This window comes from Streptomyces sp. NBC_00236, assembly GCF_036195045.1.
GTDB lineage: Bacteria > Actinomycetota > Actinomycetes > Streptomycetales > Streptomycetaceae > Streptomyces.
In genome coordinates this window covers 311,643-332,864 of sequence record NZ_CP108100.1, presented here as the reverse complement: position 1 = coordinate 332,864, position 21,222 = coordinate 311,643, and the positions used below count along the sequence as shown (strand labels likewise).

The following is a 21,222-nucleotide window of genomic DNA, read 5'->3' as shown; positions in this document are numbered from 1 at the left end:
CGTTCCGTGAGCCTGCGCGCCTGTGAACACCTTAGCGAATCAACCCACTTGAGGTGATGTGATGACTAGTCTGTGAACAGCCGGCCGAGGTCGAGGGGAACCCTGGTGAAGATCCTGCACATCGTCACACTGCACACCCCGGACCACGCCTTCGGCGGTCCGACCCGAGTGGCCCTGAACCTGTCGAAGGTCCAGCGCGCAGGGGGCGACGACGCCCGGATCATGGCCCTGGGCGACGGCTTCGACGGCCCGCTGCCCGGTGAGGTGGAGGGTGTGCCCGTCCACCTCTTCCAGGCCCGCCACGTGCTGCCGATGTTCGAGGTCAGCGGCATCACCTCGGGAGCCCTCCTGCGGACCGCGGTCCGCATGATGCGCGGCGCCGATCTCGTACACGTCCATCTGATGCGCGACCTGGTCACGCTGCCCGCCGCGCTCCTCGCACTGGCCACCCGGACCCCGCTCGTCGTGCAGACGCACGGCATGGTGGACCCCACCGAGAAGCGCGTGGCGCAGTTGACGGACCTGCTGGGCGTACGGAAGGTCCTGCGCGGCGCGGACGCGGTGCTCCATCTGACCGAGGCCGAACGGGCAGATGTGAACGCCGTCGCGGCCCCCGTCGCGCTCACCAGGACCGTGCGCCTGGTCAACGGCGTGCGCCCGCAGGAGTTCAAGCCCGCCCGCGACCCGGCCCGCCCGCCGACCGTGCTCTTCCTCGCCCGGATCCAGGAGCGCAAGCGCCCGGAGGACTTCGTGGCCGCGATGCCCGCGATCCTCGCGAAACACCCGGAGGCGCGTTTCGTCCTGGCCGGGCCCGACACCGGCGCACTCCCCGGCACCCTGCGACTGGCCGGCAGCCTGGGCGTGCTGGACTCGCTCGACCACGTCGGGCCGCTGGGCCACGAGGAGGTACTGGCTGCCGGACGGCAGGCCGATGTGTACGTCCTGCCCTCGATCGAGGAGCCCCTGGGCGTCTCGGTCCTCGAGGCGATGTCCGTCGGCACCCCCGTGGTCGTCACCCGCACCTGCGGCCTCGGCCCCGACGTGGCCCGGGCCGGAGCCGGCCGGGTGATCGACAGCCGGGTGGGTGAGGACGGGGCCAACGCGCAGAAGGTCGCGCAGGCGGTCCTGGAGCTGCTGGAGCCCGAGGCCAACGCGGAAGCGGGGAAGGCGGCCTGGGAGCTGGTGAACGAGCACTTCACCATCGACGTCGTGACCCGGACGCTCCGGCGGACCTACCAGGACGTGGTGGCCCGCCGGAAGCGCCGATGAGTCAAGGAGACGGCCTCTCCCGTGACTTGAGCGCGATCTGCCACCGGTAGAAGCTCATCGCCAGCGCGAAGTCGAGCCCCGCCCGCCCGTCCAGGAAGCCCCGCCGGTACACGTACATGTACGCGAAGGACACCAGCGGTTTGAACGGCGCCTTGTGGAACAGCTGCCCCTGCCGCGACTTGACCCGGCGCACCTGTTCCTTGACGTCGGGGTGGTGCTCAAGCCACGCCTCCCAGTCCGAGTACCTGTTGTGCCGCTCGAACCAGGCGGTCACCGGATCGAGGTCCTGGTGCTCGATCGGGTTGCGGAGGGACTGCGCGCTGTCCGCGACCGGCTGGTAGTGCCCCTCCACCTCGCCGATGCCCGGCGCGGCGAGATCGCCCACCTCCGGGTAGTGGCTGCGGGTGCGATCGGTCAGCGAGCGCTTGCGGATGGTGTATCCGTGTCGCAGCCGCTTCCCCGAGAACCAGTACCCCAGCGGGATGTCGTACGCGGCCGGCCGGGGCGCGTCCGGATCGGCGAAGATCTGCCGCAGTTCGGCCAGCAGACCCGGGCTCAGCCGCTCGTCGCCGTCGAGCAGCAGGATCCAGTCCAGGTCCGTGCGGACGTGGTCCAGGCACCACTGCTTCTTCCTGGGGTGCCCGCCGTCCCAGGTGTACATCACGACCTCGGCCCCGCACTCCGCGGCGATCTTGGCCGTGTCGTCGGTGCTGTGCGAGTCGACGACGACGACCGCCTCGAAGTGTCCGAGCACCGACTTCACCGCCTCGGCGATGTTGAGCCCCTCGTTCTTCGTGGGGATCGCCACGGCTATCGGCAGTTTGCTCATCCGTTGTCTCCTTCGGGCAGCCAGGCGTAGCAGCCTGTGGAGGTGAAGGCGCGGGCCGCCTCCGGGATCGTGATCACGGTCCGTCTGCCGTCGTCCGAGGACCCCGACACGAGGTTCCTGCCGTTCGCCCCGGTGACCTGCCAACTGCAGGTCCTGGTGGGGGAGACGTCGCGGTAGCGCCCCGCACGGAGCGCCTTGCCCTCGTGCGTGCCGTCGGCGTACCCCCCGGACGCCCGCTCCACCAGCTCCTTGTGCTGCGCGCACAGGTGCTCGACGGCGGGCTTCGCGTCGGCGATCTCACCGGTGACGATCGCGCCGACTGCCGTGTCCCGGTCCACCTTGACGAGATACGTCAGCCGGTCACAGGTCTCCTGGCCGGTCTGGAGCACGGCCGCGGGGTCCATCCCCCTGGGCACACGGTCGACGAGGTACTCCTTCTGCTTCTTCGTGAACGTGCCGGTGGCCGGGGTGAGTTCGCCGGCGGGAATCTTCGGTGGCTCGCTGGTCGCAGAGGCCCGCGGATCCGCGGCGGAAGGACTCCCGGATCCTGCCGCCGGCCCCGGCGAGGCCGCCCCCGACGAGGCCGCGGAAGCGGCTCCGGCCGTCTTCTCCCCGCCTTCGTCGTCGGAGGACGAACCGCAGGCGGCCAGCGCCGCCGTCATCACGACGACGGCGGCGCCGGCCAGGAACGGATACCTCATCCACCCGTCCTCAGCGCGTAATGGGCAGTGACCTTCGAGCTGCTCAGCACGGTCGGATAGACCGCCGTCTCGTCGATCTGTCCGGCGAAGAAGTTGCTCGTCGGACGGCTCGGCCAGCCGGACAGGTTGTCCCCGCCGACCCGCCAGTAGCCCTGGTAGTTCCTGTTGCCGGTGTACAGCGGATTGGTGGCGCGGAGCTGTCCGTCGACGTACAGCGCCACGCCCCCGGAGCCCTGAGTGGCCACCACATGGTGCCAGGCACCGTCGTTGTACGCGGCGGACGTGGCCACCGCCCGGTAGCCGCCGCTGTAGACGCCGAACGCCAGACGACCGTCATTGCGCATGTAGACGCTCTTGTCGTGCTGGCCGCTGTTCTCCATGGTCAGATTGCCGAACCCGAGAATGTTCCCTCCTCGGGTGGTCGTCGTCCTGATCCACGTCTCCACCGAGAACGTGCCCGGCGAGGCGCTCGGCCGGTTGCCGTAGGCGTACTCGTTCGTACCGTCGAAGCCGATCGCGGTGGACGGACCCGAGATCGCCGCCGGAGTCTGGCGGTAGGACGGCGCGTTGCGCAGGAAGCCGTTGTTCAGATTGCCGGAGGCGTCGGCGGCGAACGTCGAAGTCCCCTCGTCGTAGCGCCAGTACAGCGAGGACCCGTCCGCGATCACCCGGGCGGGATACGCCTCCGCCGCGGATGCCACGTCCGCTGTCACCGCTGGCGACTTGGCGCTGGTGTTGGTGCCGTCGCTCGCGCTGATCCGGTAGGTGTGCGTCTCGCCCGGTGCCACGTCCCGGTCCGTCCATGTGAGCTGCGGCCGGTTCCAGAACACCGAGTAGCCCGTGACGGTGTGCACGGGGGTGCTCGCGCCGTCCTTGTAGATCCGGTAGGTCAGCTCGCCGTCGTCGGTGTCGAAGCTGGTCTGCCAGTTCACGTCCACCTCGCCCGGGCGGACCGTGGAGACACTGGCGTTGGGCACCCACGGCGCCCCCGTGTCCGGGCCGTCCGCGAACCGGGTCAGACCCTGCTGCGCCGAGCCGTTGACCGTGGTGAACTCGCCGCCCACCCACAGATAGTGACGGCCGCCCTTGTCCGTCTGCGCCATCACCCGCGGACCGACGGGCTCCCCGATCCCGTCATTGGTGTCCGGGAACCACGGCAGCAGCTTCGGGTCGTCGACCGCCTGCGCCAGCAGGTGCTTGCGCGGCTGGTCGGGGAACTCTCCCATGGACGCGCAGTCATGGGCGTGACTGCCGCTGTACAGCACCCCGTTGTGCACCAGCAGGGCCTGGGTGGCACCCAGGCACGTGTCGCGCCAGACCTGGGAGAACGTGCTCAGGTCGAGGGCGATGCGGCCGTCGAAGACACCACCGCCGGTGCCTTCGTTGGCGGTGTAGAACTGGGTGGCGTCCGACGTCAGGTCCTGCACCGTCGAGGTGTTCGGAATGAATCCCGGATAGCTCTTGTCCAGGGCGCCCGTCGTGGCGTCCACCACGGCCAGCGCGTGCGAGTTCGTTCCGTTGACGGTGAAGAAGTCCCCGCCGATCACCACGTGCGAGCCGTCGGGGGTGACCTCCACGGCCCGGCCCACCTCGTCCGTGTTCGCGGTGAACGGCTTGAGCTGGGCGCCGGTGGTCACGGCCGCGAACTTGTTGCGGGTCTGCCCCGCGACACTGTTGAAGTCACCGCCGAGGTAGACGGTGTCATCCGTGACGGCGAGCGCCCGCACCGTCGCGGACACGGCGACCTTGAAGTCCTCGCGCGGGGTGCACGTGGCCGTGTCGACGGCCGCGATATTGCTGACCCCGACCCCGTTGACGGCGCCGAACTGACCGCCCGCGTACAGGGTGTCACCGTCCGGCGACAGGACGAGGGAGCGCACGGTCGCCGTTCCGGAGGAGAGGGTGAACGACAGACTGCACCCCGTCGGCGCCCCGCTCGCGGCGTCGAACGCGGCGAAGTTCACCGCCGGCTGCTCGGAGGTGCCGGCCGGTGCGTCCGGCGGCCGTACGGTGGAGAAGGTGCCGCCCGCGTAGACCACCCCGTCGGCGGAGGCGGCCATCGACCAGACGATGCCGTTGGTCTGCCACGTGGTCAGGTCGTCCGCGGTGATGGAGACCGGTGGGGTGAGGGCCGCTGCCGGGGAGCCCCCGGCGGCGGCGCTCAGGGCTCCGGCGAGGAGGCAGAGCGCGGCGGCCGCGGCACGCGCGCGGCCGTGGGCGCCGCGTCTGCGCCCCGTACTTTCGTTCATCATTCAGCTCCGAAGGTGAGAACGAGCTGCGGCCGGTAGGCCGCGGTTGCGACTTCGCCGGACCAGATGCGGAGACTGTCCGTCCCGCCGCTGGTCAGAGCGAGTGAGTAGGCGGAGCCCAGGGCCCCGCCCAGTACCGGCGCGTTCAGCTCCACCGAGTAGTCGGTGGAGACGGCGGTTGCGCCGGAGATCGTCCCCAGCACCGTCGTGGCGAGTGACGGGCGGGTGTTGTAGGTGACCGCCGACTCGGTCCACGCGCCGGTGACCGGCACGAGTGTGTGGGGTTCGGCCGAGCCCGCCGTGGCGTCCGACGAGGTACGGAAGGTGAGCCGGGCGCTCGTGAGCTGCTGCCCGGCGGGGGCGGCGGGCAGGGCGAAGCGGAGGTAGCCGACGTACGGCGTGGTCCCCCGGGAGGCGAGCTGGGTGTCGTTGTACGTGGTGTTCGCGGCGACCCCGTTGACGTACGCGTCCTCCGTCGGCGTCAGGGTGACCGTGGTGTCCCCGGGACCGGGCGGGGTGTCCGCCAGATCGTGGTGCGCGGCCACCTGGGCGGCGGTCAGCGCGGAGGGGTAGATGGCCGTCTCGTCGACCTGCCCCGCGAAGTAGGTGCTGGTCGGACGGTTGGGCCAGGCCGTGGCCATGGCGTCCCCGCCGACGCGCCAGTAGCCGTTGTACGAGCGGTTGCCGGTGGTGGTGTTGGTGCCGGCCTGCGCCCCGTCCACGTAGAGCCGCATGCCGGACGGGCCCTGGGTGGCGACCACGTGGTGCCAGGCGTTGTCGTTGTAGGACGCGGCGGAGGTGATCGTCGGTCGGCTGCTGGAGCTGCCGACCTGGACCCCGAAGGCGAGGCGCCCGTTGTCGGTGAGGTACAGGATCTTGTCGGAGATCCCGCTGGTGTGCCCCTGCGCGGTGCCGATGTTGCTGCCGTACCCGACGATGCGCCCGCCGCGGGTCGTGCTCGTACGGAACCACGTCTCGATGGAGTACGGGGTGGGTGAGGTGTAGTGATGCAGCCGGTCGCTGTAGACGTACTCGTCGGTGCCGTTGAGGGCGAGCGCCGTGGAGCCGGTCACGGCGGACGGTGTCGAACGGTACGACGGGGCGTTCGTGTACACCCCGCCGTCGTCGTTGTCCGAGGCGTCCGAGGCGAAGGCGCCGCCCGCCTCGTCGTAACGCCAGTACAGGTCCGCCCCGTCGGCGAGCACGCGCTCCGCGTACGGACTCGCCGAACCGGCCGCGGTGACCGAGGCGCCCGCGGAGAGCGCGCTGGTGTTGGTGCCGTCGCTCGCGGTGATCCGGTAGGAGTAACTGCGGCCCGCCACCACGTTCGTGTCGGTGAACGTCAGCTGCGGCCGGCTGAAGAAGAGCGAGGAACCCGTCGTCGTGTGGACCGGCGTCGAGCCGCCGTCGCGGTACATCCGGTAGGTGAGCCGGCTGTCGTCCAGGTCCAGGCTGGAGCGCCAGCTCACCCGTACCTCACCGGCCCGCGGCGCGGAGAGGCTGACCACCGGTGCGGACGGCGCCCCGGTGTCCGGCGAGTCGGCGAACCGGGTCAGGGCCTGCTGGGCGACCCCGTTGACCGTGGTGAACTCGCCGCCGACCCAGAGGTAGTCGTGTCCGTCGCGGGACGAGACGGTCAGTGCGCGCGGCCCCACCGGCTCACCGATGCCGTCGTTGGTGTCCGGCAGCCAGCCGAGCATCGCCGGATCGTCGACGGCCTGGGCGGTCAGGTGCTTGCGGACCTGGTTGGGGAAACCGCCCATGGTGGAGCAGTCGTGGACGTGGCTGCCCGCGTACAGCACCCCGCGGTAGACCCGCAGCGCCTGTGTGGCGCCCTGGCAGGTGTCCCGCCAGCGCTGGTCGAACGTGGTCAGATCCATGGCGAGCCGGCCGTCGAACGAGGCCCCTCCGGCCCCTTCGCCGGCCACGTACCAGCCGCCGGACGCGGAGTCCGTGACGATGTCCTTGATCACGGCGGACGACGGGATGAAGTTGTTGGTGTACGCGCGGGTCAGCGCTCCCGTGCCGGCGGCGGTCACCGCGAGCGCGTGCGAGTTGGCTCCGCCCACCGTGACGAAGTCCCCGCCGATCAGCACGCTCTGCCCGTCCGGGGTGACCTTCAGCGCCCGGCCGGGATCATCGGCGTCCGGGTTCCAGGCCGTCAGCGCACCGGCTGCCGTGACCGCGCCGAAGAAGCGGCGGGTCTGCCCGTTGACGCTCTGGAAGTCGCCGCCCGCGTAGACCGTGCCGTTCGCCGCCACGTCGAGCGCCCGCACGGTCGCCCCGAAGTTCGGAGCGAACCCCGAACGCAGGGTACAGGTGGCGGTGTTGACGGCGACCAGGCCGTTGGCCGGCGTCCCGTTGACCGCGTTGAAGTAACCGCCCGCGTACAGCGTGGACTTGTCGGGGGAGACCGCGAGCGCCCGTACCGTCGCGGTGCCGCTGGAGCGGGTGAAGGAGAGCGAGCAGCCGGTCGGCGCCCCGGTGGCCGCGTTGAACGCGGCGAAGTTGACGGCGGACGTGGTGTTGCTGCCCGCGGGGGAGCCCGCCGGGCGGACGTTGGTGAAGGTGCCGCCCGCGTAGACGACCCCGTTCGCCTCGGCGAGCGACCACACGATGCCGTTCGTCTGGTACGTGGCGAGGTGGTCGGCGGTGAAGCCGACCGGATCGGTGAGCGCGGCGGCCGGGGGAGCGGTCACCGCGGAAGCGGTCAGGACCCCGCCCGTGAGGGCGATGACGACGGCGAACACACCGCTGCGGCTGCGTCTGAGACGTCCGGGATAGCTCATCGGTCCACCCGCACGGCCGCTCCGGTGAGCTGATCGGCCAGCTGCCTGACATCGGCGTCGACCATGATCCGGGCCAGCTCCTGCGACTTCACGGCGGGCTTCCAGCCCAGCAGCTCCGCGGCCTTGGACGCGTCCCCGATCAGGGCGTCGACCTCGCTGGGGCGCTCGTACTTCGCGTCGTAGCGGACATGCTCGCGCCAGTCGAGACCGGCGTGCTCGAAGGCGTACTCCAGGAACTGCCGGACGCTGACACCCTCGCCGGTCGCCACCACGTAGTCGTCCGGGGTGTCGCACTGCAGCATGCGCCACATCGCGTCGACGTACTCGGGGGCGTACCCCCAGTCACGCACCGCGTCCAGGTTGCCCAGATGCAGATGCGTCTGCAGTCCCGCCTTGATCCGGGCCACACCACGCGTGATCTTCCGGGTCACGAAGGTCTCCCCGCGACGCGGTGACTCGTGGTTGAACAGGATGCCGTTGACCGCGAACATCCCGTACGCCTCACGGTAGTTGACGGTCGCCCAGTACGAATACACCTTGGCGACGCTGTACGGGCTGCGCGGATGGAAGGGGGTCTGCTCGTTCTGCGGCGGCGGATTCGCGCCGAACATCTCCGAGGAGGACGCCTGGTAGACCCGGGTGTCGATGCCGCTGGCCCGCACGGCCTCCAGCAGCCGGATCGTCCCGAGACCGGTGATGTCGCCGGTGTACAGCGGGGCGTCGAAGGAGACCCGGACATGCGACTGGGCGCCGAGGTTGTAGACCTCGTCGGGGCGGATGTCGCGGAGCAGGTTCACCAGGGCGACCCCGTCGGCGAGATCGGCGTGGTGCAGCACGAACGAGCGGTTCTCCTCCTCAGGCCCCTGGTAGATGTGGTCGATCCGCTCGGTGTTGAAGGTCGACGAGCGGCGGATGAGCCCGTGGACCGTGTATCCCTTCTGGAGCAGCAGCTCGGACAGGTACGAACCGTCCTGTCCGGTCACACCGGTGATGAGCGCGGTCTTCGCCATGTCTCCCCCTTCTGCGGCCGCCTGAGAGGCGGCCGGGCAACGCCGAAATTTCAGAGTTTGAGCGATCTGCGGCAAAACGTCACCGCGTCATACAGCTGCTGGCACAATCCGAGCCATGACGACTGATCTCCCCGGCCCTCCCCAGGAATCCGTCCCGTCCCTGCTACGTCCCGGCGCCCGCGTGTTCGTCGCCGGCCACCGCGGTCTCGTGGGCTCGGCGCTGGTGCGGCGCCTGACCGCCGACGGTCATGAAGTGATCACCCGCGGGCGCGAGTTCCTCGACCTGCGCGACGCCGAGCGCACCGGGGCCTTCCTGCGCGACACCCGCCCCGACGCCGTGGTGCTGGCCGCCGCCAAGGTCGGCGGAATCATGGCCAACAGCACGTATCCCGTGCAGTTCATCGAGGACAACCTGCGCATCCAGCTGAGCGTGATCGCGGGCGCGCACGCCGCCGGCACCGAGCGGCTGCTCTTCCTCGGCTCGTCCTGCATCTACCCCAAGCTGGCCCCGCAGCCCATACCCGAGTCCGCACTGCTCACCGGCCCGCTGGAGCCGACCAACGAGGCCTACGCCCTCGCGAAGATCGCCGGAATCGTGCAGATCCAGTCCTACCGCCGTCAGTACGGTGCCGCGTACATCAGCGCCATGCCCACCAATCTCTACGGTCCGGGCGACAACTTCGACCTGGAGACCTCGCACGTCCTGCCCGCGCTGATCCGCCGCTTCCACGAAGCACGGCAGGGCGACGCGCCGACCGTCACGCTCTGGGGCTCGGGCAGCCCCCGCCGGGAGTTCCTGCACGTCGACGACCTGGCCGCCGCCTGCGTACTGCTGCTGGAGCGGTACGACGGTGACGCACCCGTGAACGTGGGCTGCGGCGACGACCTGACGATCCGTGAACTCGCCTCCACGATCTCCGATGTGACCTCGTATCAGGGACGGATCGAGTGGGACACGGCCAAACCGGACGGAACGCCGCGCAAGCTCCTGGACGTGTCCCGGCTGTCCTCCCTCGGCTTCAAGCCGCAGGTCCCACTGCGTGACGGAATCGCCCGGACCTATGCCTGGTGGCTGGATCAGCAGGGCGCAGGGGCCTGACCGGCCTCCGGCGCCCGGGGCCCGGGCCGGGTGGGCGGCCGCGGCAGTGCGACCCTCCACCCGGCCCGCTCGCTTTCCGCTCATGTGTGCCGCCCGCTCTCAGTACGCCCCGCGGCCGTCGGTGACGGCGCGCAGCGTACGGGCCATGAGTCCCATGTCCGTGGCCACCGACCAGTTGTCGACGTACCACAGATCGAGTGACACGGTCTCCTGCCAGGACAGGTCGGACCGCCCGCTGACCTGCCAGAGCCCGGTCAGCCCCGGCCTGACGGCGAGCCGCCTCAGCTCATGTTCGTCGTAGTGCGACACCTCGTCGGGCAACGGCGGTCGTGGGCCCACCAGGGACATGTCACCCCGCAGCACGTTGAAGAGCTGGGGCAGCTCGTCGAGCGACGAGCGGCGCAGCAGCCGGCCGATGCGGGTCACCCGGGGGTCCCGGCGCATCTTGAACATCGGGCCGTCGTTCTCGTTCGCCGTCACCAACCGCGCCTTGTGCTGTTCGGCGTCCACCACCATCGTGCGGAACTTCCACATGGTGAACGGCTGGTTGTGCCGCCCCTGACGGATCTGCCGGTGGAAGACCGGCCCGGCCGAGGTGAACCGGACCGCGGCCGCGACCGTCACCAGCAGCGGGGCCAGTGCGATCAGGCCGAGCGCGGCGCCGGTGCGGTCCACCGCGGCCTTGAGAGCCTGCTGCGGGCCGCGCCGCAGTGGCGGCACTATGTGGAGCAGGGTCAGCCCGGCGGCCGACGAGGGCCGGACCCGGTTCTCGGCGATCTCCGAGAGAGGCGAGAGCACGGACAGGTCGAGCCCGCCGTCGTGCAGCCCCCACGACAGCTGCCGTATCCGCTCCTCGGCGAGCTGCGGCCCCGGCACCACCAGAGCCAGGTCCGCTTCGTGGGCGAAGGCCGCACCCAGCACCGTCGAGGCGTCGTCGTCGGCCGGCTGCGGCGCGAGCCGCCCCGGCACCGGAGCCTCACAGGTCAGGGTCGTCGTCCCGACGGGCACGGCAGCCACCACGAGGTAGCCGTGGTCCGCCCGGGCGGCGAGCAGTCGCACCGCCCGGTCCACCCCCGCGGCCTCGCCCACCACCAGGACACGCCGGACCGTCCCGCGCCGCCCGGACCACGGCAGCTGCCGCACCCCGGAGACCGTCGCCGTTGCCAGCAGGCCCGGTACCAGGGCCACCACGGCCGTCGCCGGGTCGATGGTGCCGTCGACAGCGGTCCAGAGCACCGCCATCAGCCCGATGAGCAGCAGCCAGTCACCCGCGGCGGTCAGCGCGCCCGGCGGCCGGCCCGTACCGCGGGCCGTGTACCGGCCGCGCACGGCCCGTACCCCGGACCACACCATCGCGGCGGCCGCCGCGCCGGCCAGGGCCCTGGGCTGTCCGTCGGTGCGCAGGACGAGCCAGGCGGGAACCCCCAGACCGAAGAGGTCGAAGCCGATGACGAGCGGCAGATACCGGCCGGGTCTGCTGTTCGGCCCGGGCCGGTCAGAACGGTCGCGCTGTACGGTCGGGCCCTGCCGCAGGCGGTCGAAGTCCTGTCGGCGAGGCCGGTGCGAAGCAGTCCGTGGACGAGGCGCCCCCGCCAGTCCCACGGGTCCTGATATTTCGGATTCGGGTAGCTCGACATGCCCCATGAACCCCCCAGTCACAGTTGCATTGCCACAAACGGGGCGCATCCGCCGATCCTGTGGACTGACGGATGCGCCCTCGCTCGGTGCACGATATCCACACACGTGCCATTTCGCTGGAGTTCCGGTGAAGTTCAGACAGGCCGTGCGCACCGGAACTCGTCCCGTTCCGTACGGGATCTCAGGTTCTGTGAGCGGCTGTTGGTATTTGGGACACCCCGGAATGGGAAGGTGTGCGGATATGTACGACCGTCCGCCAACTGCCCTCCGCGGTGGCAGGGTTGGGCGGAACGCCCTGCTCGCCGCCGTGGCACCCGCTGCCGTCTGGGAGAATGAGGTGCCGGGGGACAGCGCCCGGCACGAGCGAAAGAGGAACGCACGGTGACTCCCGCGGAGACGAACTGGGCCGGCAACATCACGTTCGGGGCGAGGCGGGTGTGCATCCCCGGTTCCGAGGCCGAACTGCGGGACACGGTCGCCGCCTCCAGCACGGTGCGCGCCCTGGGCACCCGGCACTCGTTCAACACGGTCGCCGACACCACCGGGGACCTCGTGTCCGTGGCCGGACTGCCGCGGGTGGTCGACATCGACCGGGAGGCGGGGGCGGTCACCGTCAGCGCGGGGCTCCGGTTCGGGGAGTTCGCCGCCGAGCTGCACGAGAGCGGCTTCGCGCTGCACAATCTGGGCTCCCTGCCGCACATCTCGGTGGCGGGTGCCTGTGCGACCGGAACCCACGGTTCGGGTGTGGCGAACCGTTCCCTCGCCGGCGCCGTCCGGGCCCTCGACATGGTGACGGCGGACGGCGGGACGGTCACCCTGCGGCGCGGTGACGCGGACTTTCCGGGTGCGGTGGTGTCCATGGGCGCCCTGGGCGTGGTGACCCGGCTGACCCTGGACCTGGTGGACGCGTTCGACGTACGGCAGTGGGTCTACGAGGACCTGCCCGAGTCCGTGCTGACCGGCCGGTTCGACGAGGTGATGTCGGCCGCGTACAGCGTCAGCGTCTTCACCGACTGGCGGCCCGGCCCCGTCGGACAGGTGTGGCTCAAGCAGCGGGTCGGGGACGAGGGGACGCGGCAGGCGCCGGCCGAATGGCTTGGTGCACGGCTCGCCGACGGCCCGCGCCACCCGATCCCCGGAGTGCCGGCCGGGAACTGCACCCGGCAGGAGGGTGTCCCCGGGCCGTGGCACCGACGGCTGCCGCACTTCCGGCTGGAGTTCACGCCCAGCAACGGCGACGAGCTGCAGTCCGAGTACTTCGTGGCCCGGGAGGACGCCGCCGCGGCGTACGAGGCGGTGGCCCGGCTCCGCGAGCGGATCACCCCGCTGCTCCAGATCTCCGAGATCCGTACCGTGGCGGGCGACGACCTGTGGCTGAGTCCCGCCTCCGGCCGGGACTCGGTGGCCTTCCACTTCACCTGGGTCCCCGACGGCGCGGCCGTCGCGCCGGTGCTCGCGGAGATCGAGGAGGCGCTGGCTCCGTTCGGTGCCCGCCCGCACTGGGGCAAGGTCTTCGGCACCGACCCCGGCGTGCTGCGCACGCTGTACGGGCGGTACGCGGACTTCGAGCGGCTGATGAACCGCTACGACCCGGCGGGCACGTTCCGCAACGACTTCCTGGACCGGCACTTCCGGCGGTGAACCCCGTCCGCCCCGGGTGGATCAGCGGCTCTCGCGTTCGTCCCTCGACCGGGACGGCCAGGCGGCCGCCGATCTCCCCGGGGCGAGCTGGTCCACCAGGTCGGCCAGTTCCTCGCAGGCATGCTCGATCCGGTGCCGGACGGTCTGCTGTTCTGCGACGAGGGCGGCCAGCAGGAGCGCGGTCAGTGCGACGGCCCCGTTCAGAACCGTGAGGTTGACCATGACCTCCAGCATGGTGTGGTCCATGAACGGGCCCACCCTGTCCGTCCCCGCGACCACCGCCAGGACCGAGATCAGCAGGGCGCACGGAGCGCTGCCCGCGAGCTGGAAGCGCAGCGCCGCCCAGACCAGGATCGGGAACACCAGGTAGAGCATCGACAGCGAGCTGCGGGTGGCGAGCAGCGTGCCCGGCACCGCGACGATCAGCAGGGCGGTCCCCTCCATCCACCGGTCGGTGAGCCGCGGCATCCGCAGGCGCCGCAGGACGAGCAGCAGCGGGGTGACCACGAGGACGCCCATGACGTCACCGGCCCACCACGCCGCCCAGACCGGCCAGAACCCGCTCGCGGGCAGTTTTCCGTCAGCCAGCAGTACGAGGGTTCCCGTGCTCGCGCTGATGGCCATGCCGGTCATCGCGCCCAGGAACACCAGGACGACACCGTCGCGCAGCCGTGCAAGTTCCGGACGGAATCCCACGCTGCGCAGCAGCAGGAAGGCGCAGACGGGCGCGAGCGTGTTGCCCGCCACGACGAGGGCGGTGGACGCCGACACCGAACCGCTGAGCGTGGCGATGACGAGCAGGGAGCCGAGTGCGATCCCGGGCCACACGCGCAACCCCATGACCAGCAGGGCACCCAGCGCGATTCCGGTCGGTGGCCACAGCGGAGTGACGACCGCCCCGCGGACAGTCACCTGCCGGAGCAGGCCCAGGTCCGCGGCCGCGTAGTAGGCACCGGCGACGGCCAGGACGCGCAGCAAAGTCATGGCCCTGCGTCGGTTCTGCTCGCTGTGGATCACGGTTCTCATGAGACACCGGCCGTGACAGGAGGCCGCTGCGTGACACGCGTCGCTCTCCCCGGCCTCATCCGGGGGCGGCGGGAAGCGCCCCGTGGCGCAGCACGAGTACGGCGGCGTCGTCCTCGTGCCCGGTATGTTCCGCGGTCCCCAGGATCGCGTCGGCCAGCTCGTCCGCATCGTCGCCGACGCGTGAGCGCACCAGCTGTACGACGGCGTCCAGTCCCTCGTCGATCGGGTAGGACGGCCCTTCGATCACGCCGTCGGTGAGCAGCACGAAGGCCCCGTCCGCCGTGAGCCGCCGGGTGGTCACCGGGTACTCCTCACCGCTCTGGACCCCGAGCGGCAGACCGCCCTCGTCCTCGGTGACGCCCGACCGCCCGTCCGCCGTGGCCCACACCGCGCCCACATGACCGGCGCGGGCACTCTGGAGTTCCCGGGTCCGCGGATCGAGCCGGACGAAGGTGCAGGTCGCCAGGAGACCGGAGCTGACGGCCAGCAGGAGGTCATTGGTCCGGGCCACCACTTCACCCGGATCGGCCGCCGTGGTCGCGAGCGCGCGCATCGCGATCCGGATCTGGCCCATGAAGGCCGCCGCCTCGACGTCGTGGCCCTGTACGTCCCCGATGGCGAAGGCCAGCGAACCGTCCGGCAGCAGGAATCCGTCGTACCAGTCGCCGCCGATGTCCAGGCCGCTGTGTGCGGGGGTGTACCGCGCGGCGGTCTGCAGGCCGGGCAGCGACGGAAGGGTGGCGGGGAGCATTCCGCGCTGCAGTGCCTCGGCCAGCTCCACCCTCGCCTGATGCAGCTCCACCTCCCGACGGGCCCGCGTGGTGAGGTCCTGGAGGGTGGTCAGCAGTTCGTCGGAACTGGCCGGGCGGGGAGGACGACGCCGGTTCATGGGCCGCTCCGCAGGGCAGGTGGTGGCCGTCCGCACCACAGGGGGGTGGTGCGTCGGGCCGAGAGATCGACGCCGGTGACCCGGAGGGCAGGAGCCCGGCCCGGCTGCTGCGGGCGTGGTCCCTGCATCCTATTTCGGTCCGGGCGACCTCGCAGGCCGAGCCGTGACGGGCGTGCGGGGCCGGTTGGGTGGATGCTGGAAGCGGAGCCGTACGGCGGCGGGCGTCCGCCTGCCGGTGCGGGCCGGGAGGTGCACGATGAACCGCACGATGGAGTGGACGGTCCGTGTCGATCTGTCGGAGGACGACGGGACGACGAAGGCGGAGGCGGTGCTGGATACCGGAACGGCGAAACTCACCGGCCACGGGGTCGCCCGATGCAGCCCGCAGGACCCGGACGTGCCCACCATCGGTGACGAACTGGCGGCGAGCCGCGCGATGCGCGATGTCGCGGGTCAGCTGATGAGTGTGGCCGACCGTGAGCTGGGCCGGGCCGGCGCGGGGTCCGGGGACGGGCCCGTGCCACCGCCGTACGCCTGGTCGGACGCGACGGCCTGAGGACCGGCCCGGCTCCCGCGACGGCAGGTCACGGCCGAGGGCCCGCCCGCCCCCGTGCCGGGGACGGGCGGGCCCGGCACGTCACCGGTGATCAGTCGACATAGGTGATGTCGGAGGTGGCGTACAGGCAGTTCGTGCTGTCCGGGCCGGTGCCCGTCTTGGTGGGCTCGCCGCTCGTCACACCCTTGTACTTGGTGCAGATGTCGATGTCACGGCCTCCGTCGTCGTAGATCGTCACGCCGGAGAGGCGGGCCGTGTCACCGTAGTTGGGGTTGATCCCCACGAGACCGTCGCCGGGCGCGGTGATCCAGACGTTCTGAACCTGGACGTGGCGGCCGTACTGGGTCGAGCAGTTGCCACAGGAGCGGTAGAGCTTGCCGAAGTCGCTGACCTGGAAGTTCTTGATGACCAGGGTGCCTCCGCCGTTGTGCTGGAACACCTTGTCGTCCGCCCGCTTCGCGCCGCCGCCGTCGATCGTGCGCACCAGCGAGGAGGAACCGCCGAGGAAGGTGGCGGCGTCCTCGCCCACGTCCTCCCACCACACGTTCTTCAACGTGCAGGCGCCCAGGCAGTGCACACCGTCCGCGGCGGGGGAGCCGAGGATGACGTTTTGCAGCGTGGCGCCGTCCGCCAGCTCGATCAGGGCCGGCTGGTTCTCGTCCTGTCCGTCACTGCCCAGGTCGCCGCTGCCGTAGAAGCGCTTGAGGCCGCCGTCGTAGGTGCCGGACACCTTCATCGTCGAGCTCACCGCCTGGCTGCTGGTGGCCGTCGGCCAGGCGGGCGGGGAGCCGGGGTTCGTCGGCGGGTCGGTCGGCGGGTCCGTGGGCGGGTCGGTGGGGGTCGATCCGGCCGCGGTGAACGTCCAGCGCTTGCTGGTCACCGAGTCGCAGGAGTTCTGCTGGACGAGGGCGCCGGCCGCGACCGAACTGTCCTTGACGTTCAGGCACTTGCCGCCGTTGGCGTTGACGACCTGGTACGTGCTCCCGCTGACCTGTGCCAGCGTCCACACCTGGCCGGCCCCGCCGGTGCAGCTCTGCTGCTCCACGGCCTTGCCCGCACTCGTCGAGGCGTCGCGGACACCGGCGCACTTGGCGCTGTGCGCGGCGGTCAGCGTGTAGCCGCTGCCGGAGCTCTTGAGCTGCCACGTCTGGTTCGTGGCGCCACTGCAGGACCGCTGGGCGAGCTGGACGCCGTCCGAGGTTCCCGCGCCGGGAACCTCCAGACACAGTCCGCTCGCGGCGTTCGACAGGCTGTACGAGCCGGCTGCGGGGGCTGCCGTCGCGGAGCCGGTGGCGAACAGCGCCGTGAGCCCTGCGAGCACGAGCGACGCTATCGCGACGAACGAGGCGGCTGCCCGTCCGCCCCTGCGTCTGGCATGCTGATTTCTGGTACGCACTGGGTATTCCTTTCACCGCCTGCGGTGTCCTCCGCAGGCACCAATGAGTGGTTTGGTGCGGTGGTAGGCAATCCCTCGACCATCGGAACCATGACTCATGGCGTTCCGTATGGTGAACCGAGTTCTTGTATGAGAACAGCGGTGACGGTACGTCAACGGCATGGACCGGTCAAGAAGCGGGAGTGTCATGATGCGGCACCCGCCGGGTCGGGCCGTAGCGTGACGGGGGAGCGGCCGCGGCCCGGACCGGTCGCCACGGACGAGAAACCCCTGGGTGACGCCATGTGCTGGAGTGCGACCGCCGACCTCGTCGCGGGCACGGCGATCTCGGCGATCGGTGCGGCGTGCGTGCTCCGCACCCGCCGGGCCCGGGACCTTCCGCTCGCGGCGCTGCCGCTGCTCCTGGGAGCCCACCAGGTCATCGAGTCCGTGGTCTGGCGCGCGGACGGCGGAACGGGGCCGGCCACCGTCGCGTGGGCGGTCATCGCCCTGCCGGTCCTGGCGCTGTGGGTGCCGCTGGGCGTGCTGTGCGCGGCTCCGCCGCGGGCCCGGCGCAGGCTCGCGGTGCCGGTGGCGGCGGGGGCGGCGACCTCGGCGGTCCTCGCGTACGGCCTGGCGGCCCGGCCGGTGACGGCGCAGATCCGTGGCCACACGCTCGGGTACGTCCTCGACCTGCCGCGGCCCGGACTGCTCGTGGCGGGCTACCTCCTGGCCACCGTCGGATCGCTGCTCCTGTCCGGCGACCGGGTGCTGGTGTGGCTCGGCGTGCTCGTCGCGGGCGGGGCCGCGGTCTGCGCCGCGCTGTGGCGGCTGGAGTTCATCTCCACCTGGTGCGCCTTCGCCGCGGTCTGCTCGGTGGTCCTGCTCGGCTGGTCCGGGAGGCGCCGGGCCGGGACCGCGGGCCGCCCTGCCCGCGCGGCCGGGGAATGACGGACGAGCCGGACGTGACCGGATCTCCGGACGATGTTCGAGGGAACCTTCGTGCTGCTTTCCCGGGGTAACGGAACGGGCGTTCAGATCCGGCCGTGACGTCGCTGTTACGGATGCCGGGCCCGGACCGGCCGGGCGCGGGTCCCGGTGCGGCGGGGGGCCCTTCCGGCGCCGGCTTCCGTCAACCCGGTGCCGTGCGGGTGGGTGCAGCGGCCAGTGATTGACAGGTACCCGGAGGTTTCGGTGCATGTCGCGTACAACCGCGTGTGACGGAAATGTCCGCATCTCGTAACACGGCTCCGGTTGGTCACCCGACACCGGGCAACCCGGTCAAAGTATGCCTTCCCGGTACCACGCCGGGGCCGAACAACGCCCGGACCGCATGGCCCGGGCCTGTACTTGAGGGGTCTTCATGTCCCGTTCCGCACGACGGATCACCGCTGCTGTTCTCGCTTCCGGCGCGCTGGTGGCCGCCGCCGCCCTCCCGGCGGTCGCAGACGACCACGACCACGGCTACGGCCACGGACGCGGTCACTCCCATCGCTCGGCCGTCGTTCTGGGCGAGATCCAGTACAACAGCCCCGGCCGCGACAACGGTTCGAACCGGAGCCTGAACGGCGAATGGGTCACCGTCACCAACACGAGCCGCCACTCGGTCAACCTGCGCGGCTGGACCCTCCGTGACGAGAGCCGCCGCACCTACCGGTTCGACCTGCGTCTGCCGGGCCGCTCCTCGGTTCGTGTGCACACCGGTATCGGCCGCGACTCCCGCACCGACGTCTACCAGGACCTCCGCCGCTACGTCTGGGACCGCAGCGACACGGCGACCCTGCGCGACGCGCACGGCCACAAGGTCGACTCCAAGTCCTGGGGTCACCGCCACGGCGGCCGCCACTGACCCGTCGGCTGCCGCCCACTGAACCCGGGGCGGCCGCCGGCGTCCTGACCGCGGCGCACCACGGCCCGACCTCCGTGGTGCGCCGCACCCCTGTCCGTCACGAGGCGCCGGCAGCCTCCGCCCGCTCCTCGTTGAGCGCCGCCACCGCCCCGCGGACATCGCCGATCGTCGTGTAGTCGACGGCGACGAAGTTCACCGGACTGCCTCGCTCCCGCTCGCACCGGTGGGCCCGGTCCAGCACCCAGTCACGGGCGTTGACCTTCCCCGCGTCCAGCCGGCTGCCGCCCGCGGCGGTGATGAAGTGGTTCAGCAGGAACAGCCGCTTGCCTGTGTCGCCGCGGTGCGGGACGCAGGTCATGTCGGCGGGGGAGCGGAACGCGAACGGCGTCTCCATCCCGTACCGGTAGAAGTTGCGGTACCAGGGCGCCGGCCCGTCGGCCTGCTCGGCGAAGACCACGAGCCGCCGGCCGCTGTCGACCATCTCGCCCAGCGTCGGCCACGCCTCGTCCGGGTCGGGGTCCGGCGTGTGGAGGAGGTCGTCCAGCCCCGCCTGCCGGAAGGCCCGTTCGGTCTCCTCGCCGCTGATCGCGTCCTGCACGATCAGCGTGACGACCTCGCTCGGATGCTGCCGCATCCAGGTGCCCAGCGCCGTGAGGGTCGGCACCAGCTCGATCGCCCCCGCCCGGCACACGGCGTGACACAGCCACAGGCCCTCGCGCGGAGGGTTGAGCCGGTCGATCGCCGAGGCGATGAGCCTTCGCTGCTCCGGGGAGAAGTCGGGGGTGTCCAGCCGCTCGGTGATCTCCCCGGAGGTCTCCCAGTGGTACGTGTCGATCTGCAGGGCCCGCGCACCGGCGTCGAGCTGCGCCGTGATGCCGGGGTCCTGCAGCGGCCCGATGAAGCGGTCGTACGTCGTCGCATTGGCGTTGTGTGAGGTCACGTACGCCACCTCGTCGTACCGCAGCTCGCACAGCCGGGCACTGCCCTGACAGGCGCGCGGAACGGACGGGTTCACGCCCAGCGGTACGAGCAGCACCCCCGCCATCGCCGCGCAGCCGGCCCCCGCGGCCAGGCCGCGGGCCCGGAGCGTCGTGAACGAGGCCCGGGGCCGCGCCCGGACGACCCGGCCCGCCGCCACCAGAAGCGCTCCGACGACGAGGAGAACCAGTGCGTCGGTCAGCGCGGTGACGGCGATCCGGTCGAAGGCGGCGTGCTGGAGGTCGTCCACCAGCACGGTGACGCCGGCCGGCCAGGAGCCCGGCGGGGTCACCACCCGTCCGCCCGTGAGCAGGCGTGCGAGCAGCACCACGAGCACCGTGAGGACGGCACCGGACGCGAGGGCCCAGCCCATCACCGCCAGCCGCCTGCCGGAACCGGCCGCGGAGGCGAACCACAGGACGACGAGGGACCCCACGCCCAGCACGGTGGCGATCGCCTCCACCAGACCGAGGCCCTCGTGCGTCACGGCCCGCACCCGGTGGACGGCGTCGAGACCGTTCCCGGACGCGGCGAGCGCCTGGGTCACGTCCCAGGTGCCGTCGCCGACCGTGGCCCGCAGCCCGGCCGCCGAGGCCCTGGTCCGTTCCGACACCGCTCCGGGTGCCACGGCCGCCAGCGCCGTGGCCACGTCTCCCTCGGCCAGTGCGACCGAGACCTCCGGGCGCAGCGCCGCCCTGCTCTCCGCCGGCACGGACCGCAGCAGCGCGTCCGTCGCCTGCTCGGCCTGTGCGGCCGAGAGCGGCAGCGCCGGCAGACCGTCCGGGATCCGCCCGGCCGCCAGACCCTCCAGCGCCCGTACGAGATCGGCCGAGAAGGCGGCGAAGTCGGGCTCGGCCCGGTTCTGCAGCGAGGCGACGAGATCGCCGAAGTAGATCTGGGTGAGGTCGTCGAGGTTGTCGGCGACCGGCCGCAGGTCCACGGTCAGGCTGAGCGTGTCGACGTCGCCGCGCAGGTAGCCGACCACGCTGTCGATCTGCTGGTGGGTCAGGTCCCGGACCTTCTCCGGCGGCAGCACCACCTTGATGTTCGAGGTGATGATCGCCTCGGGGACCGGCAGCCGCGCGAGGAGATCCCTGGTCACACCCGACGCCCCGGGATCGACGAGGACCTCGTCGTACAACCGGTCGTAGGCCTTCTGGTCGTCGAGCACCGACTGGTAGAAGGACGGCGAGACCAAGGTGGAGCGCGCGGTCGCGGTCAGGGCCATCACCAGCGTGCACAGGGCGGCCAGCACGAAGGCGACGGCGCGCAGGGGGTGCGGCTCCCCGCGGAAGGTCTCCATGCCCGTGCCCATGCCCTCATG

Annotated in this window: 16 protein-coding genes; 6 read left to right on the top strand and 10 right to left on the bottom strand. The window is 71.3% G+C overall.

Annotated features, from left to right (window positions below; translation table 11 throughout):
* Positions 1-105 precede the first annotated feature (105 nt).
* Entirely contained in the window at positions 106-1,269 is a 1,164-nt protein-coding gene (locus OG446_RS01500) for a glycosyltransferase (RefSeq protein ID WP_328892275.1), read from the top strand.
* Position 1,270: 1 nt separating this feature from the next.
* Here OG446_RS01500 and OG446_RS01495 read toward each other — a convergent pair whose 3' ends face one another.
* From OG446_RS01495 to gmd, 5 genes are read right to left on the bottom strand one after another with little or no spacing between them, the layout of a single operon-like run.
* The gene (locus OG446_RS01495) at positions 1,271-2,098 is read right to left on the bottom strand and encodes a glycosyltransferase family 2 protein (RefSeq protein ID WP_328892274.1); all 828 of its coding nucleotides are present in this window, start codon (positions 2,096-2,098) and stop codon (positions 1,271-1,273) included.
* Positions 2,095-2,799, bottom strand: coding sequence for a hypothetical protein (locus tag OG446_RS01490; RefSeq protein WP_328892273.1), 705 nt, complete (start codon positions 2,797-2,799; stop codon positions 2,095-2,097). Before OG446_RS01490 ends, OG446_RS01495 begins: the two co-directional genes overlap by 4 nt.
* Positions 2,796-5,051: a LamG domain-containing protein gene (locus tag OG446_RS01485; RefSeq protein ID WP_328892272.1), complete on the bottom strand. Its 2,256-nt coding sequence runs from the start codon at positions 5,049-5,051 to the stop codon at positions 2,796-2,798. The genes OG446_RS01490 and OG446_RS01485 overlap by 4 nt, the downstream gene beginning before the upstream one ends.
* Complete coding sequence (locus OG446_RS01480) at positions 5,048-7,837, bottom strand: LamG-like jellyroll fold domain-containing protein (protein ID WP_328892271.1); 2,790 nt, start codon at positions 7,835-7,837, stop codon at positions 5,048-5,050. The genes OG446_RS01485 and OG446_RS01480 overlap by 4 nt, the downstream gene beginning before the upstream one ends.
* On the bottom strand, positions 7,834-8,847 hold the full coding sequence (gene gmd / locus OG446_RS01475; protein WP_328892270.1) for a GDP-mannose 4,6-dehydratase: 1,014 nt from the start codon (positions 8,845-8,847) through the stop codon (positions 7,834-7,836). Before gmd ends, OG446_RS01480 begins: the two co-directional genes overlap by 4 nt.
* A 115-nt stretch (positions 8,848-8,962) precedes the next feature.
* On the opposite strand from gmd, the gene OG446_RS01470 reads away from it, so the two are divergent.
* Complete coding sequence (locus tag OG446_RS01470; protein ID WP_328892269.1) at positions 8,963-9,946, top strand: GDP-L-fucose synthase family protein; 984 nt, start codon at positions 8,963-8,965, stop codon at positions 9,944-9,946.
* Positions 9,947-10,045: 99 nt separating this feature from the next.
* Here the strand turns inward: OG446_RS01470 and OG446_RS01465 are convergent, their stop codons facing one another.
* The gene (locus OG446_RS01465; protein ID WP_328892268.1) at positions 10,046-11,548 is read right to left on the bottom strand and encodes a sugar transferase; all 1,503 of its coding nucleotides are present in this window, start codon (positions 11,546-11,548) and stop codon (positions 10,046-10,048) included.
* A gap of 417 nt (positions 11,549-11,965) precedes the next feature.
* On the opposite strand from OG446_RS01465, the gene OG446_RS01460 reads away from it, so the two are divergent.
* Positions 11,966-13,225 (top strand): FAD-binding protein, encoded by a 1,260-nt coding sequence (locus OG446_RS01460; protein WP_328892267.1) that lies wholly within the window; start codon positions 11,966-11,968, stop codon positions 13,223-13,225.
* A 21-nt stretch (positions 13,226-13,246) separates the two neighbouring features.
* Here the strand turns inward: OG446_RS01460 and OG446_RS01455 are convergent, their stop codons facing one another.
* Complete coding sequence (locus OG446_RS01455) at positions 13,247-14,242, bottom strand: MASE1 domain-containing protein (protein WP_328898167.1); 996 nt, start codon at positions 14,240-14,242, stop codon at positions 13,247-13,249.
* A gap of 64 nt (positions 14,243-14,306) precedes the next feature.
* The gene (locus tag OG446_RS01450) at positions 14,307-15,140 is read right to left on the bottom strand and encodes a PP2C family protein-serine/threonine phosphatase (protein ID WP_328892266.1); all 834 of its coding nucleotides are present in this window, start codon (positions 15,138-15,140) and stop codon (positions 14,307-14,309) included.
* A gap of 256 nt (positions 15,141-15,396) precedes the next feature.
* On the opposite strand from OG446_RS01450, the gene OG446_RS01445 reads away from it, so the two are divergent.
* A complete protein-coding gene (locus OG446_RS01445) occupies positions 15,397-15,696 on the top strand; it encodes a DUF1876 domain-containing protein (RefSeq protein WP_328892265.1) in 300 nt (99 codons plus the stop codon).
* Between the two features lie 91 nt (positions 15,697-15,787).
* Here the strand turns inward: OG446_RS01445 and OG446_RS37125 are convergent, their stop codons facing one another.
* Entirely contained in the window at positions 15,788-17,017 is a 1,230-nt protein-coding gene (locus OG446_RS37125) for a pectate lyase (protein WP_443050259.1), read from the bottom strand.
* Positions 17,018-17,374: 357 nt separating this feature from the next.
* Here OG446_RS37125 and OG446_RS01430 point away from each other — a divergent pair, with 357 nt between their 5' ends.
* Together OG446_RS01430 and OG446_RS01425 are read left to right on the top strand one after the other, a co-directional pair.
* The gene (locus tag OG446_RS01430; protein WP_328892264.1) at positions 17,375-18,022 is read left to right on the top strand and encodes a DUF6629 family protein; all 648 of its coding nucleotides are present in this window, start codon (positions 17,375-17,377) and stop codon (positions 18,020-18,022) included.
* 412 nt (positions 18,023-18,434) lie between these two features.
* Complete coding sequence (locus OG446_RS01425; RefSeq protein WP_328892263.1) at positions 18,435-18,920, top strand: lamin tail domain-containing protein; 486 nt, start codon at positions 18,435-18,437, stop codon at positions 18,918-18,920.
* A 97-nt stretch (positions 18,921-19,017) separates the two neighbouring features.
* Here OG446_RS01425 and OG446_RS01420 read toward each other — a convergent pair whose 3' ends face one another.
* Positions 19,018-21,213 (bottom strand): hypothetical protein, encoded by a 2,196-nt coding sequence (locus tag OG446_RS01420; protein ID WP_328892262.1) that lies wholly within the window; start codon positions 21,211-21,213, stop codon positions 19,018-19,020.
* Positions 21,214-21,222: the final 9 nt, after the last annotated feature.

What these genes read in the sequence shown, in the direction of transcription:
- OG446_RS01485 (WP_328892272.1), bottom strand. Translation starts at nt 5,051, where the DNA reads ATGATGAACGAAAGTACGGGGCGCAGACGCGGCGCCCACGGCCGCGCG.
- OG446_RS01445 (WP_328892265.1), top strand. Translation starts at nt 15,397, where the DNA reads ATGAACCGCACGATGGAGTGGACGGTCCGTGTCGATCTGTCGGAGGAC.
- gmd (WP_328892270.1), bottom strand. Translation starts at nt 8,847, where the DNA reads ATGGCGAAGACCGCGCTCATCACCGGTGTGACCGGACAGGACGGTTCG.
- OG446_RS01425 (WP_328892263.1), top strand. Translation starts at nt 18,435, where the DNA reads ATGTCCCGTTCCGCACGACGGATCACCGCTGCTGTTCTCGCTTCCGGC.
- OG446_RS01430 (WP_328892264.1), top strand. Translation starts at nt 17,375, where the DNA reads ATGTGCTGGAGTGCGACCGCCGACCTCGTCGCGGGCACGGCGATCTCG.
- OG446_RS01420 (WP_328892262.1), bottom strand. Translation starts at nt 21,213, where the DNA reads ATGGGCACGGGCATGGAGACCTTCCGCGGGGAGCCGCACCCCCTGCGC.
- OG446_RS01490 (WP_328892273.1), bottom strand. Translation starts at nt 2,799, where the DNA reads ATGAGGTATCCGTTCCTGGCCGGCGCCGCCGTCGTCGTGATGACGGCG.
- OG446_RS01480 (WP_328892271.1), bottom strand. Translation starts at nt 7,837, where the DNA reads ATGAGCTATCCCGGACGTCTCAGACGCAGCCGCAGCGGTGTGTTCGCC.
- OG446_RS01495 (WP_328892274.1), bottom strand. Translation starts at nt 2,098, where the DNA reads ATGAGCAAACTGCCGATAGCCGTGGCGATCCCCACGAAGAACGAGGGG.
- OG446_RS01470 (WP_328892269.1), top strand. Translation starts at nt 8,963, where the DNA reads ATGACGACTGATCTCCCCGGCCCTCCCCAGGAATCCGTCCCGTCCCTG.
- OG446_RS01450 (WP_328892266.1), bottom strand. Translation starts at nt 15,140, where the DNA reads ATGAACCGGCGTCGTCCTCCCCGCCCGGCCAGTTCCGACGAACTGCTG.